The sequence below is a fragment of the Streptomyces sp. NPDC051104 genome (genome assembly GCF_040682835.1).
Lineage (GTDB): Bacteria > Actinomycetota > Actinomycetes > Streptomycetales > Streptomycetaceae > Streptomyces > Streptomyces cynarae.
The window spans coordinates 52,612-66,441 of the sequence record NZ_JBFBBS010000023.1; the positions used below are offsets into that span (position 1 = coordinate 52,612).

Sequence of the window (13,830 nt, forward strand, 5' to 3'; positions counted from 1 at the left end):
CAGGAGGCGTGCGGAAGCGACAACGGGGCACTTGGAGAGTGTCCAGAGACCACACGACCCACAGGAATGGGAACAGCGGCGATCGGACAAGCCTCAGGGCGAGGGAAGAGCCGTGGCATTGCGCATCGGGGCAGAGGAAGAATTCCACGTGGTCAACGTGGAGAGCGGCCGACTGGTGCCGCGCGCCCGGGACATACTCGAGCGGCTCGGCCGACGCGGGTTCACGACCGAGCTCCATCGGTCGGCGGTGGAGAGCAACAGTCGGGTGCACCACACGCTGGACGACCTGTACAAGGACCTGACCGGAGCCCGGCGCCGTCTGGACGCGGCGGCCTCCTCACTGGGCCTCGCGGTGGTGGCGGCCGGTACGGTCCCCCTGGCACGGATCACTTCGGGAGGCGTCACCGCCGATCCCCGTTACCGGCGCATGGCGGAGGAATACCGCAGAGTCGCCGACGAACAGCTCATCTGCAGCGCGCAGGTGCACGTCGACGTACCGGACCGGGACACCGCCGTGCGTGCCATGTGCCTGGTCTCGCCGTGGCTGCCACCGCTGCTCGCGCTGTCGGCCAGCTCACCGTTCTGGCTCGGCACGGACACCGGTTACGCGAGCTGGCGGACCATGCTGTGGCAGCGCTGGCCCACCGCAGGCCCGGCCGGTTGCTATCCGGACGCCGCCGCATACGACGCCGCGATCGAGGACCTCATCCGCTCGGGCGTCATCAGTGACGCCGGAATGGTCTACCACGACGTTCGCCCCTCCGCACACCAGCAGACGCTTGAGTTGCGGATCTGCGACGCCTGCCCCCGTGCGGAGACGGTCGTGTTGATCAGCGGGCTCTTCCGGGCGCTGGTTCAGGATGCCTGCGACCGGCGGGCCCGCGAGGGCGACCGGGCCTGCGACGGCCACCATGAGTGGCTGCGCGCCGCAGCCTGGCGGGCCGCCCGCTCCGGCCTCGAGGGAACCCTGGTCGACCCGGTCACCCGCCGCGCAGTCCCGGCCCGCACGGCCCTGCAACGAATGCTGGTCCGGCTGCGCCCGGCGCTGGAAGCGTCCGGTGACTGGGCAGTCGTGCAAGAGCTCCTGGCAGAGATCCTGGCCGCCGGCAGCGCAGCGCACCGGCTGCGGCGGGCGGCGGAGGCCGAGGACCTGCTCGCCAGCATCGACCTCATGGTCGTGGAGACCCGCGGCGCGGTCGGCCCACGGCGTCCGCACCGGCCCCGGCCCACGGCACCGGCCGCCCCAGCCCGGTCCCGGGAGGCATGGGCGGCTGACCGATGAACACCGAAAGCACGGCCCCGAGTCGGCAGACATACGGCAGTCGCCACCGGCGCGGCATGCCGGCCCCGTCACGCTCACGAACCGGGTGGGAGACTGAATGGTGAATGCCGACGGCACTGAGGAGTACGCCGTCGACGTCGGTACGTACTTCCTCGATACTCACCTCCTTATCGGGAGGCACGATGTCTTTGTGGTCGTGGGTCCGCGAACGCCTCGGGGCCACCTCGACCGAGCTCTCCGCGCCTGCCGGTACCGCAGAGGTCCATTCGGGTAGGTCGGAGGACACGGGCGGAAGGTCGCAGGACGCGGCAGCGGACCAACACAGCACGACGGGAACCACACCCAACGAAATCTTCGTGGGCCGGATCGCCGGTGACGACCCCGGCTACCTGGAGACGGGCGCCGAGAGGCGCGCTGAGGCAGACACCGAACCGGGGGGCGACTCCGAGGAATCCACACAGGGGTAAGTCAGCGGCCGATGAGGCAAGGCATCCAGCCTCGTTCCCACAGTGATGCTGAGACCGGCGGCTCGCCGGACCCTTTGCAGGGCCGAGGCGGCTACGGGAGGGGGGATTCCTTTCGTGGCAGGGGGCCGACATCGGCGTGCCGCCCGGGTCGCACGGCTGCGTGGCTTTCGCCGGGGCCCAGACCGGTGCGGGCGGCCAGGGAGTCGGCGACGGCTCCGGTCACGAAGGCGTAGACGGTCTTGTGCAGGACATCCACCAACAGTTCCTTGCGGAGCCAGGTCTGCGGTGGGGCACCCACTCCGGTGGCGTTCTCCAGGATCTGGTCGTTGGTGAGCCGTACGACGGCGAACTTCGCCGAGGACAGCGGACCTCGGAGGCCGGCGTGTGCCATCACGGAGCGCAGGATGCCCAGCACCGCTGCCTGCCCGTAGTGCATGGTCCAGTTCATCGCCAGCGGCTGCCGACCCGGCCGTTCAGCCCTGCCGGTCAGGCGTTCGAGGACCCGCGCCGGAACATGGGAGTCAGGACGGCCCGTGACGCGTTGCTCGATCTTCTCCCCCAACGTCATCGCCAGGCCGCCGACCGTTCCAGCAAGAAGGCCCTGCCACAGCGCGCGCTTCATCACGTCGCAACAGGTACCCGTCCACGTCCGGTCCTGCACCACGCGTCACGCACAACCCCCCGGATGGTCGGGGAACCGACGCTTGCCGAAGACCACGGTCGGCGACGAGCGTGCGGTGCCGTGGTCGCGGGGCGGGCCGCCAGGTGGCGACCAGGGCGGCGGCCAGCAGCAGCTCGGCGATGTCACCGCCGTAGTACATGATTTCCGCGCCGCCCCGGACCTGGTCGACGGGCGCCTGGATGTCGACCCGGAAGCCGCCGTACATCAGCTGGGCGATCACCGCGTGCACGGCGATCGCCGCACCCAGGCAGACCAGGCGGGCCCGTACCCCCGGGCGTGCGGGCGCGGGATCCGGCCCGGCGATGACATGGGCGAACAGGCACCCGGACAGCAGGAAGTGGGCGTGCAGCACCCAGTGGTCCGCAGGGTTGCCCGCGGCCGCGTTGTACAGCGGGGTGAAGTAGAGCACTGCCGGACTGCCGCTGGACAGCAGCAGCGCCACGGCCGGGTGAGCGAGTACCCGGGCGGGCCGGCTGTGGAGTACAGCCGTCAGCTGCCTGCCCCGCGCGGCGGGCAGGGTGCGCAGCAGCAGGGTGACGGGAGCGCCGAGGACGAGGCCCAGCGGCGCGTACATGCCGACGAGCATGTGCTGGGCCATGTGGCCGCGGAAGTCGGCGTGGGCGAACGGGGCGAGCGGCGGCACCCATGCCACCCCGAGCAGAACCATGCCGGCCAGGAAGACGGCCGTCCGCCACCACCCCCAGCCCTGGACCGGATTGCGGCGGCGGGCTCGGTCAGCCAGATGCAGATAGAGACCGGCGGCGAGCAGCAGTGCGAGGACGGGCACCGCCGTCTCCAGCAGGCCGGCACCGGTGGCCTGGCCGTCCATCGGCATGGCGGGGTCCATCAGGTCCTCCGCGGTTCATGGGCGCCGGTGGCGGGGGGATCGGGGTCGAAGGGCTGACCGCTGCGCTGCAGGACGTAGCCGCCGATGAGCAGGAGCAGGCCCAGGAGGAGGAAGCCCATGTCCCACCAGATCCGGTAAGGGCCCCCGTGGACGTGGTGAATGCCGAGGATCTGGTGGTCGAGGAGTCCTTCGACGATGTTGAACAGGCCCCAGCCGGCCAGCATCCAGCCCCACAGGACACGGGAGGTCCACACTCGGCGCCGGTTGTACGTGATGCGGGAGTACAGGATGGCCAGGCCCAGCAGGACTGCCAGCCAGCAGACGGTGTGGAAAATGCCGTCCCACACGGTGTTCATCTCAAGGCCGGAGACGGTGTGGGGGTTGTAGTACTTCACGCCGATGCGGTCGTCGTCGGTGCTGCTGAGCATGTGGTGCCACTGCAGGAGCTGGTGCAGCAGGATGCCGTCGACGAAGCCGCCCATCCCCACGCCGAGCACGATGCCCGGCAGCTGAAGACTCATGGGGGGCGTGCCCAACCGGGTCTCTCCAGTGGTGGTGGCCACAGTATTCCTCCGTCGTCGGCGCACTTTCGGGTCCTCGACCCCGGACCACACGCGTTCCCCACTGAGCGCCCGACAGCAGACCACTGGCCGGTTCGGCCTGAAACCGCTGTGCCCAGCTGCCCGCAACGGACGGCATGCCCTGTCGCTGAGTCAGGGTCGAGCGGCGCTTCCGCATGAGGACATCGCCGCTCGGGCCCGCTGTTCGGCGGCAGTGCGGGTCCTCATACCCTGCCCGCCCACCGCTGGACATCGGGTCCCCAATCCGGGGACCCGACCGACGACGCCGATGTACCGAAATTCACCGAACTGTGTCCTGCGTCAGTACCTCTGGTCCTGTTGCACCGCCCCGTGCGAGGCCGGGCCCCGGGGACTCAGTCCTTGCTCATGGCTTTGCGCACGGCGTCTTTGGTGCGGTCCACGAGAGCCGCGACCGGTCCGAGGGCCACGTTGGCCACGGCGGACTCGACTCCTGGATGCGGCCGGGTGGGAGCCACGGCCTCGGCGGCCTTGATGACGTTGGCCATGGCAGCGAGGCTGGTGGGGTCGGCGCTGCGGCGAATGTGGGTGAACTCGTAGCGTTCCTCCGCGCGGGCGTGCTCCTGCACGTCCGCGCGCAGTGCCCTCAGCCGTGGCAGGAACTCCGGGTCGTCGGTGTCCATGGCGTCGAGGTCCGCGAGGGTCTCCTTGGCGGCTCGCTCCTCGGCGAGGCGATCGTCCACGACCTGGTCGCCGCCGGACAGAGCGCGCCGGGCGAAGGGATGGATGACCTCCTCCTCGGCGGTCTCGTGCACGGCGAGCAGCCGCACCAGGCGCCGGAAGGCATCGCGGCGTTCCTCGCCCGCACTTTGTTCGACCTCGTCGAAGAGGTTGCGGATGTCGCCGTGCTGGCGCATGAGCAGGGCGATGACGTCGGCATCCTTGGCGTGGTCGTCGCCGGCCTGCGGGGTGTTGAGGTCGGACATGTGGGGCAGCCTCACTTCTCGCGCATGGCGGGGTCGGGGTGCTCGCCCTCGGACTGCACGCGGTACTCGCGGCCGAACATCTCCTCGTGCTCCGCCATGACCCGCTCGCTCGGGGGCTCCTCGCCGCCGTGGATCTGTTCCTGCATCCGTTCGAACCGCTCGTGGGCCTCGCGCACGTAGCCAGCGCCCAGCGTGGTCAGGTCCATCTGCGTGTCCAGCAGCTCGCGCAGGTATTGCTTGTTCGGCTCGAAGGTGAGCACGTTCGGCAGTTCGGGCGCCAGGATCTCCTGGGGCTCGCGGCCATCATGACGGCGCATCAGGTCACAGGCGGTGTGCAGGTGCTCCAGCTCCATGTTGAGGTGCAGCTCCCAGATCGCCTTGACCTTGGGGTCGCTCTCCTGCTCCATGAAGGAGTAGTACAAGTAGCACTCGTTGTACTCGTGGTTGACCAACTGCTCCCACCAGGTCTCACCCGGGTCGACGAGGGACTCGTAGTGGGTGACGTGTTCCTCCTCGATCAGACCGATCTCCTGGTAGAGCTGACGGGCGATCGGCTCCATGTAGGTGGGGCCGGTGTTCATGTAGAAATTCATCGTCTGCTGCTCCGCCGACATGATCGTCAAAGCGTGCAGTTTCGACAGCGGGTCGGTGGCGTCCTTGTCATAGGGATCGCGCACGTTGTCGACCGGGTCGCGGTGGTGGAACTTCGTGGGGCGGCCCGGCATGACCTCGGTCAGATTGTCGACGATCGACTCCGCCTTGCGGTGCTCGATCATCTCGTACAGGTTCGCGTACCGGTACAGATGGTCGAAGTCCTCCAGCACACCGAACTGGTACGCCTGCTTCAGGTACGGGTCCGGCTCCATCCGCGCCACCCACGCCGTCAGATCCACCGCAACCTGCTCATAGGCGATCGTCGTCTCCAGCACCGACGACACGCCGGGCAGCAACCAGTTCACGGCCTTCTGCTGCTGAGCCTCGATATAGCGGGTGCGCGCGAGCTGCCGCTTCACCTCGGGGTCGATCGTGTTGCGGGCGAGTTGGTGGCTGAAGAGGATGGCCTCGACCTCGATGCCGTTCATCGTGATGATCCGGCACCGGGTGTACGGGTCGCAGTGGTCGGGGTCGATCGGCTCCACATTCAGCTCACGCCAGTTGCGCAGCTGACGGTCCAGCGGGATGCCCCGCTGCTCGAGCGGATTGAAGGTCATGGGGGGTGCCTCCAGGGGAGGGGAGGAATGCGTTCACGCGCGGGTGCCCCGCGACGGGCGGTCAGCACAACGAGTTTGTCCAGAGCCGATACGTTGCAGCCAGGGCTCGCGTCACGGAGCCGCATGGTTCCCTCTGTTGGCTCAGCCGGCACTACAGGGACGACTGGGTCTGCGTGCGTGACGGTCGGCCGGATCCCGGCGTAGACCGGTCCCGGAACGGTCGCGTCGAGCAGGCGGCACACACGCCTGCGCGCTCTCAACCCGGCGAGCAGTCTCGCCGGGCAGAGGGCGCCGGGTCGATCCGTATCGTCGCGGCGTGTGCCGCGGGGCTCGCGACGAGGGCGCCGGCCGCCTGTCCGTACTTGTTCCGGTAGGCGGCGTCGATCTCGTAAGCGGGCCTGGTGTCACGGGTTTCCAGGAGGACGTCGCGGGTGACGGCCCCCACCCGGATCTGTCCGTGGCTGTGCTTCTGCGCCGCCTGGTACCAGCGGGAGCGGACTCCCCGGTAGGCGCGGACATACAGTTCGCCGCGGACCAGGACCATACCGATCTCCACGCCGGGGTGACCGTCGTCCCCGGCGGTCAGGACGAGGGATTCGGACGCGGTGAGAAGGGCGAGATCTTCGGGTGTCCAGGTGGTCACTGCGTCAAGTCCTCCGTCCGGTCGGTGCTCGGTTGCCGGGTGGTCCATGAGGTGAGAATGCGAAGGGCGTCGTGGGAAGGGCTGCCGGGTTCGGCGGTCAGGATCATCAGGCGCTGCCCGGAGCCGTCGGGACTGGTCCAGGTGTCGCAGTCGAGGGTGAGCTCGCCCACCAGGTGGTGGCGGTAGTGCTTGGCGCCGTAACTGGCGCTGTTGACGCGGTGTTCGGCCCACCAGGTGCGGAAGTCGGGTTCCTGAAGGGACAGTTCGCCGACGAGCTGGGCGAGGTCGGGATCGTCGGGGTCGGCCGCGGCCTCCATGCGCAGCGCGGCGACGGCTTCCCGGGCGTCGTGGGCCCAGTCCTGGTGCAGCTGCCGGACCACCGGGTCCGTGAACAGCAGCCGCATGTAGTTGCGCCGGTGGGCCGGTATGGCCGCGAAGTCGGTGTAGAGGGCTACGGCGGCGGGGTTCCAGGCCAGGATGTCCAGGCGTTTGCCGAGGACGAGCGCGGGGGTCTCGGTGAGCTGGTCGAGCAGACGCCGCATGGCGGGACGCAGGCGTTGGGCGGGCCGACGGCGGCGTGGGCGGGCATCGCTTCGGCCGGCGAGTTCGTAGAGGTAGCTCTGCTGGTCGTCGTCGAGGCGCAGGGCGCGGGCTAGGGTGGCGAGCACGGGTACGGATGCCCGGACGCGGCCCTGTTCCAGCCGTGTGTAGTAGTCCACGCTGATGGCGGCGAGCTGGGCGGTCTCCTCGCGGCGCAGTCCGGCGACTTTGCGGGCGGAGTCCGTCTCGGCAAGGCCGCACTCCCGCGGTGTCAGCTGGGCCCGGCGGGCCTTGAGGAAGGCTCCCAGCGCCCGGGAGTCGGAGTCTGAAGTCATGCTCTCAGTGTCCGTGCTTTGCGACGACCACGGCACATGTGTGAGGGGGCAAGTTCTTTCCCAGGCAGAAACCTGGCTCTCCCACTCGTGTGGAGACTGACGGAACGTGGATGTGTGCCCGGCAGGGTGCGGGCCCCGGGTCCGCGGCTCGGGTGCGTCACGACACGTCTTCACCGTCTCAAAGGGAGAGTCCCTCATGGCCAGGACCACCGTCAGCTTCGACAGCGCCGGCATCCCGCTCGCCGGCCACCTCTACATCCCCGACGCGCCGGCGTCGGGTCCGCGGCCGGCGCTCGTGGTCGGTCACCCGGGCACCAGTGTGAAGGAACAGACTTCCGGCACGTACGCGCAGCTGATGGCCGAGCGGGGTTTCGTCGCCCTCGCCTTCGACGCCGCGTACCAGGGTGAGTCCGGCGGTCTGCCGCGGGGCCTGGAGGACCCCGCCCAGCGGGTGGAGGACTTCAAGGCGGCCGTCTCCTACCTCACCACTCTCGACGAGGTCGACGCCGACCGGATCGGTCTGCTGGGTATCTGCGCGTCCGGCAGTTACTCGCTGGCCGCCACCGGCGGTGACCACCGCGTCAAGGCAGTGGCCACCGTGTCCACCGCTGAGCCCGCCCGCCAGTTCCGTCTCGGCGCCGACGGCACCCAGGACCCGGCCGTCTTCCAGGCCCTGCTGGACGCCGCCGCAGCGGCCCGCAGCGCCGCCGCACACGGCGAGGACCCCGGCACGATGACCATGTTCCCGGAGACCGCGGAGCAGGCCCGCGCGCTCGGCGGCCAGCACGGCGTCGAAGGCTTCGAGTACTACTGCACGCCGCGCGGCGAACACGAGCGCTCCGCGAAGACCCTCGCCTGGGAGAGCATCGACAGGATGGCCTTCCACGACGCCTTCTTCGCCGTCCCCCTGATCGGCCCCCGCCCCATCCTCCAGATCATCGGCGATCGCGCCGTCACCGCCTGGATGGCCGTCGAGGCCCACCAGCGCGCCACCGGCCCCAAGGAGATCCACTGGATCGAGGGCGCCAGCCACGTCGACCTCTACGACAAGAAGCAGTACATCGACCCCGCGGTCGACAAGCTCACCGACTACTTCACCACCCACCTCACCATCGACTGATGAGCATTCCGCGACGGGTAAAGGCCTCCGCCCTGGACCAGGGTCTTCGCGGTCGCTCTGCTCTTCTGCAGGCGTGACCGGTTGCGTGCTGCGGGTCTGGCGGTGGCCCTGCTTCCCTGGCTGCCGGCCCGCTCCGAGGTCATGTGCCCATTCCCGGCACGTCCAAGGTCACTGACCTGGAGGACGACCGCGGACGTACTCGGCTTCAGGAGTCGGTGGCGGCCGGGCCGGTGGTCAGTGGTGGGCGGCGTTCGCGTACCGGGCTGGCGGACTCCAGGAGCGATGCCAGCCGGAGCAGCACGTCCTCGGCGTACCAGGTGGCGACGAGTTGGACGCCTGTCGGCAAGCCGTCTGCCGTTGAGCCCCTCCGAAGCCGCCCTCGCCCGGCTCTGCTGACGCACGCCGGCCGGGGTGCCCTGTTCAGCAGCACGGCTTCGCCTCCCCGGACGACCCACCACGGAGCACCCCCGCGAGACGAGCGACCCCGGTGCGGCCTCAACGCGGAGGCGGGCGCGGAAGCCGGCGCCGCACCCGGCGCTGTGCATCACGCAGAACGTCCCGTCCCTGCCGGGCCATGAGATGTGGAGCGGCCCGCACAAGGAGGATGATCAACAGGGTGGGCAGGAGCAAGACGAGCAGGATCACGGACTTCTCCGGTTCGGCCGGTTCTTGGCACCTGATCGGGCCGCTCTCAGGATGCGGTCGAGTACCGGAGCGTGCATGTCGACGAGGGCCGTACGCAGCGGCAACGTCGGCCGAAATCACCGGACCACGCACACCACGAGCCGATATCACCTACGGCCACCCCCGTACGGCGCCGCTGTGCCGTAGACGGCCTCACTGTGTGCTTCACACTCGACGGCACCGACGACCGACGCCTTGAACGGAGCGGGCCGCACGCTGCCGGCGGCAAGCGTTGCCCGATGCCGACCTTGGTGACGGTTCGTGCTTCCGGGGTCACGCACTGATGCCGTCTTTCTTGCCGCAATCAGAACCGGTCAGAAAAACTGCCAAAACGGGCACAATCGGGCGGTAAACGGTATAAAGTGGGCATCGCGTAGGGAAGACGCGCACCCACCGCCGACAGCCTCGATGCCAGGAGACCGCATGATCCACGGAGCGAAAGCTCCCGAGCCCAACCCCCGCGCCGACGCTGCTTCCGCCCTCGGCTGTGAAGTATGCAACGGCTGGGGCAGTGTGATCACCCACTGGGGCCACCACGAACTGTGCTCCACCTGCCAGCCCCACGCCGACCGAGAGGACGACGACACCGGCACCGCACCCCAGGCCACATCGCAGCTGCGAAACCGGCGCCCATGACCAGCGGTGAAGAGGGTGACGACCGACCCCGGGCCGTCCGGCTCAGGGCTCCGCGGACGCGGGCGATCCTCACCCACGGGGGTGAACCGCCCCTCCCCCGGTTCCTGCCTCTACGCCGGCGGTGGACCGGCGTGGGAGGCGAGCAGCCATGCGACGATGGTGCGCCAGCGATCGGGCTGGTCGGCGTCGGCGGCCCGACGAGATAGACCCCCTCGACGAGGTCATGGGACCGCAGACCGTTCTGGGCGGCGAAGGAGCCCACGGCGGCGCAGGTGGGGTCGAGGTCGTCGTGCGGACCGCAGCGGGTGGCGACGGCGGCGGTCCGCCGGGGCAGTTGGACTTTCCTCACGGTGGCCGGTGCACCTGGTCGCAGCGGCGGCTCGGCCGGGAGGTAGACGGTGGCGCGGCCGTGGCCCTCGGTGAAGAGCCTGTGCTCGTACCGGCCACCCGGCGGGAGCACCGGGCGCGCCATGCACACCATGCGAATCGCCGTCGCCGGTGCGACCGGGACCATCGGGGCCCTCACCGTGGCCGCCCTGGAAGGGGCCGGACACGACGTCGTGCGCATCAGCCGCTCGCTCGGTGTCGACCTGTCGACCGGCGAGGCCTTGGCGCCGCCCTGGCCGGCGTGGAGGCCCTCGTCGCCCGGCGCACGCACGACGCGCGCGGCCACGCAGTGAAACTCGTGCCGACGTGGTCGTCGGTGCACGGCGTGGAGATGGCCGGTGACGTGCTCCTGCCCAGCGAGGACGGACGCATCGCACCGACCACTTTCGACGAGTGGCTCGCGCAGCAACGGTGAAGAACGGGGCAGGCCGCCCTACCCCCGGCGGGGACTTCCGCTCTGACGCCCGCCGCGCTCGCTCCGGCGATGGGAGGATCACCGTGCCACCGCGCTGTTCGAGGAGGGGTCCGAGGTGCCGTCCGCCGAGCTGAAGCACACGTTCCAGATCGCCGCGCCGCCGGAGGAGGTCTTCGCGCACCTGGCCGAACCGTCGCACTACATCGGCCTGTCGCCACTCCTCGTCGCCGTCCGCGACGTGCAGCGCAGCGGGGGGACCGTGCACTACACGGCCGTGGAGCGCTTCCGGTTCCTGGGCGTCCTGCGGCACGACAACATCATCGACGTCACGCTCGTCGCCGTCCCGGACGGTCTCCCGCACTCCGCCGAGATCTCCGGCGAGGTCCGCAGCCCCGGCCGGGTCCGCATGAGCTACCGCTTCGCCATCGACCATCACGAGGTCGGCAGCGTCGTCACCGACACCCTGCGTCTGCGGACGCCCCCGGGTCTGCTGCGCTTCGCCGCCTCCCAGGCGGGCGCGGTCCAGCAGGCCCGGGCCCGGGTTCTGTCGGCCCGCCTGGCGCGGTCGGCCTGACGGCCTCCCGGCGGGCCGCCCCCGGTGGGCCCCGTACACGTGGCCCGCGCGGCAAGGGCACGACACGTCCCGTCACCGTGCGAACTGCTACCGGTCGTCGACCTCGCAGGTCGTACGCGACCGGCCCCGCCGCCGGCAACGCATGCACCGTCACGGGTGACAACACGGTGAGCAAGCGCTTAGATAGCCACGGACGTGTACCGCGCAAGGATGGAGGCTCCGTTGCTGTTCGCATCCGTCGACGAGGTCTCCGCGCGCCTCGCCGAGACCGGGTATCTGGCGTCGCCAGCGGTGGCCACGACGGTCTTCCTCGCCGACCGGCTCGGCAAGCCGCTGCTGGTGGAGGGTCCCGCCGGGGTCGGCAAGACCGAACTCGCCAAGGCCGTCGCGCAGGTCGCCGGGGCACGGCTGGTCCGGTTGCAGTGCTACGAAGGCATCGACGAGTCGCGGGCGTTGTATGAGTGGAACCACGCCAAACAGCTGCTGCGCATCAGCGCGGGCCGTGACGAAGCGTGGGACGAGACGCGCACGGACATCTTCAGCGAGGAGTTCCTGCTGGCGCGTCCGCTGCTGACTGCCATCCGCGGGGACGAACCGAAGGTGCTGCTGATCGACGAGACGGACAAGGCGGACGTCGAGGTGGAGGGCCTGCTCCTGGAGGTGCTCAGCGATTTCCAGGTCACCGTCCCCGAACTGGGCACGATCACTGCGGCCAGGCGCCCCTTCGTGGTGCTCACCTCGAACGCGAGCCGCGAGCTGTCGGAGGCGCTGCGCCGCCGCTGCCTCTTCCTGCACATCGGCTTCCCGGACGAGGAGTTGGAGCATCGCATCGTCCGGCTCAAGGTTCCGGGCCTCGACGAGGCGCTGGCCGAGTCCCTGGTGCGGGTGGTCAGGGCGCTGCGTGAGATGGACCTGCGTAAGGTTCCCTCGGTCGCCGAGACGATCGACTGGGCGCGCACCCTGCTCGCCCTCGGCGCCGGCACGCTCGAGGAGACCGTCGTGCGCGAGACCCTCGGCGTGGTCCTCAAGCATCAGGAGGATGTCCTCAAGGCGGCGTCGAAGCTCGACCTGGATGCCGTGTGAGCGCCTCCGCACCGGCGACCGGTGTCCCCGAGCGGCTGACGGGTCTGGTCGACGCGCTGCGTTCGCACGGCATAGGGATCGGCACGGGCGAGACCCTGGATGCCGCGCGGGTGGTGGAAGTACTCGGCCTGGCGGACCGCGCGTTGCTGCGTGAGGGGCTGGCGGCCGGCCTGCTGCACACCGAGGGCCAGCGGCGGGTGTTCGACGCCGTCTTCGATGTGTACTTCCCGGCTCGCGTCGGGGTCCACGCCACCGAAGCTCCTGCGGACCGGGAGGGACTGCGGAACCGGCTCGCGGAGGCACTGGCAGCCAACGACCGAGGGACGATGGCGCAGTTGGCGGCTGAGGCGGTGGACGGCTTCGGCGGGTACGGATCATCGCCGGAGTCGGACGGCTGGTCGTCGTACCAGACCCTCGAGCGGCTCCGCCCGCAGACGCTGCTGGCGCGCGTCCGCGACGGCATCCGGGCTCAGGAAGCAGAGGCGGGGTTCACCGACCGGCTGCTCGAGGACGAGATCCGCAGGCGCATCCAAGTTTTCCGTGAGCAGGTGGCCGCGGAGGCGCGGCGCCGTGTCGCCGAGCGGCGCGGCCGGGACGAGATCGCGCGTCGGGCCGTGGCCACCACGGCGGACCGGGTCGATTTCCTGTCCGCCGGGCGGGATCAACTCGCCGAGTTGCGCAGGATCGTTCAGCCGCTCGCACGCAAACTTGCCACCCGGCTCGCCGCGCGCCGCAGGCGCGCCGCCCGCGGCACCATCGACCTGCGGCGCACCTTGCGCGGGTCGCTGTCGACGGGCGGTGTGCCGATACGGCCCGTGCTGCGCCGGCGCCGTCCCGTCCGGCCCGAGCTGGTGCTGCTGTGCGATGTCTCGGGTTCGGTGCAGGGGTTCTCGGACTTCACGATGCTGCTGGTGCAAGCACTGCATGACCAGTTCAGCAAGGTACGGGTCTTCGCCTTCGTCAATCAGATCGACGAGGTGACGAGGATGCTGGTGCACGGCGCGGCCGATCCCGGCGCTCTGGGCGCCCGGATCCGCTCGGAAGCGGCACTGACGGGCTGGCACGGCAGCAGCGACTACGGAACCGCATTCGGCGAGTTCACCGAGCGGTACGGCGACGCCGTGGGCTCGCGCACCACTGTGTTCGTCCTGGGCGATGCCCGGACTAACATGGCTGATCCGAATCTGCCGACTGTGCGGCACATCGCCCAGCGAGCCCGCTGCGTCTACTGGCTGAACCCCGAGCCGCGCTCCCAGTGGGGCACGGGTGACTCGGCGGCACCGGCCTACGCCGATGTCGTCGAGATGTACGAGTGCCGCAACGCGAGGCAGCTCAGCGCGCTCATCGCCCGGCTGCTGCCGGTCTGACCAGCGTCACGCGGCGAGCACCGGGCCGAAGT

14 protein-coding genes and 1 pseudogene are annotated in these 13,830 nt (G+C 69.9%); 7 read left to right on the forward strand and 8 right to left on the reverse strand.

The window, feature by feature from the left end; genetic code table 11:
• Positions 1-112 precede the first annotated feature (112 nt).
• Positions 113-1,282 carry a glutamate--cysteine ligase gene (locus tag AB0N14_RS26620; protein WP_366028216.1) on the forward strand — a complete coding sequence of 390 codons (1,170 nt, stop codon included), beginning with the start codon at positions 113-115 and terminating at the stop codon, positions 1,280-1,282.
• A 558-nt stretch (positions 1,283-1,840) separates the two neighbouring features.
• Here AB0N14_RS26620 and AB0N14_RS26625 read toward each other — a convergent pair.
• The 7 genes and pseudogenes from AB0N14_RS26625 to AB0N14_RS26655 form a co-directional block, all read right to left on the reverse strand.
• Complete coding sequence (locus AB0N14_RS26625) at positions 1,841-2,197, reverse strand: hypothetical protein (RefSeq protein WP_366028217.1); 357 nt, start codon at positions 2,195-2,197, stop codon at positions 1,841-1,843.
• A 307-nt stretch (positions 2,198-2,504) separates the two neighbouring features.
• A pseudogene (locus AB0N14_RS26630) lies at positions 2,505-3,260 on the reverse strand (cytochrome c oxidase assembly protein); the annotation flags it as partial.
• A 17-nt stretch (positions 3,261-3,277) separates the two neighbouring features.
• Positions 3,278-3,799, reverse strand: coding sequence for a DUF2243 domain-containing protein (locus AB0N14_RS26635; RefSeq protein WP_366028218.1), 522 nt, complete (start codon positions 3,797-3,799; stop codon positions 3,278-3,280).
• Between the two features lie 413 nt (positions 3,800-4,212).
• Complete coding sequence (locus AB0N14_RS26640; protein WP_366028219.1) at positions 4,213-4,803, reverse strand: hemerythrin domain-containing protein; 591 nt, start codon at positions 4,801-4,803, stop codon at positions 4,213-4,215.
• A gap of 11 nt (positions 4,804-4,814) precedes the next feature.
• Positions 4,815-6,014 (reverse strand): hypothetical protein, encoded by a 1,200-nt coding sequence (locus tag AB0N14_RS26645; protein ID WP_366028220.1) that lies wholly within the window; start codon positions 6,012-6,014, stop codon positions 4,815-4,817.
• Positions 6,015-6,270: 256 nt separating this feature from the next.
• Entirely contained in the window at positions 6,271-6,657 is a 387-nt protein-coding gene (locus AB0N14_RS26650; RefSeq protein ID WP_366028221.1) for a DUF2255 family protein, read from the reverse strand.
• The gene (locus tag AB0N14_RS26655; protein WP_366028222.1) at positions 6,654-7,532 is read right to left on the reverse strand and encodes a helix-turn-helix domain-containing protein; all 879 of its coding nucleotides are present in this window, start codon (positions 7,530-7,532) and stop codon (positions 6,654-6,656) included. Before AB0N14_RS26655 ends, AB0N14_RS26650 begins: the two co-directional genes overlap by 4 nt.
• Before the next feature lie 196 nt (positions 7,533-7,728).
• On the opposite strand from AB0N14_RS26655, the gene AB0N14_RS26660 reads away from it, so the two are divergent.
• Positions 7,729-8,652 carry an alpha/beta hydrolase gene (locus tag AB0N14_RS26660; RefSeq protein WP_366028223.1) on the forward strand — a complete coding sequence of 308 codons (924 nt, stop codon included), beginning with the start codon at positions 7,729-7,731 and terminating at the stop codon, positions 8,650-8,652.
• A 205-nt stretch (positions 8,653-8,857) separates the two neighbouring features.
• Here the strand turns inward: AB0N14_RS26660 and AB0N14_RS26665 are convergent, their stop codons facing one another.
• A complete protein-coding gene (locus AB0N14_RS26665; protein WP_366028224.1) occupies positions 8,858-8,998 on the reverse strand; it encodes a hypothetical protein in 141 nt (46 codons plus the stop codon).
• Between the two features lie 761 nt (positions 8,999-9,759).
• Here AB0N14_RS26665 and AB0N14_RS26670 point away from each other — a divergent pair.
• The 5 genes from AB0N14_RS26670 to AB0N14_RS26690 all read left to right on the forward strand — a co-directional run bounded on the left by AB0N14_RS26670 (position 9,760) and on the right by AB0N14_RS26690 (position 13,798).
• Entirely contained in the window at positions 9,760-9,972 is a 213-nt protein-coding gene (locus tag AB0N14_RS26670; protein WP_366028225.1) for a hypothetical protein, read from the forward strand.
• A 470-nt stretch (positions 9,973-10,442) separates the two neighbouring features.
• Positions 10,443-10,652, forward strand: a complete 210-nt coding sequence (locus AB0N14_RS26675; protein ID WP_366028226.1) for a hypothetical protein — start codon at positions 10,443-10,445, stop codon at positions 10,650-10,652.
• 237 nt (positions 10,653-10,889) lie between these two features.
• Positions 10,890-11,348 (forward strand): SRPBCC family protein, encoded by a 459-nt coding sequence (locus AB0N14_RS26680; protein ID WP_366028227.1) that lies wholly within the window; start codon positions 10,890-10,892, stop codon positions 11,346-11,348.
• 225 nt (positions 11,349-11,573) lie between these two features.
• A complete protein-coding gene (locus AB0N14_RS26685; RefSeq protein ID WP_366028269.1) occupies positions 11,574-12,431 on the forward strand; it encodes a MoxR family ATPase in 858 nt (285 codons plus the stop codon).
• Positions 12,428-13,798 (forward strand): VWA domain-containing protein, encoded by a 1,371-nt coding sequence (locus AB0N14_RS26690; RefSeq protein ID WP_366028228.1) that lies wholly within the window; start codon positions 12,428-12,430, stop codon positions 13,796-13,798. Before AB0N14_RS26685 ends, AB0N14_RS26690 begins: the two co-directional genes overlap by 4 nt.
• Positions 13,799-13,830: the final 32 nt, after the last annotated feature.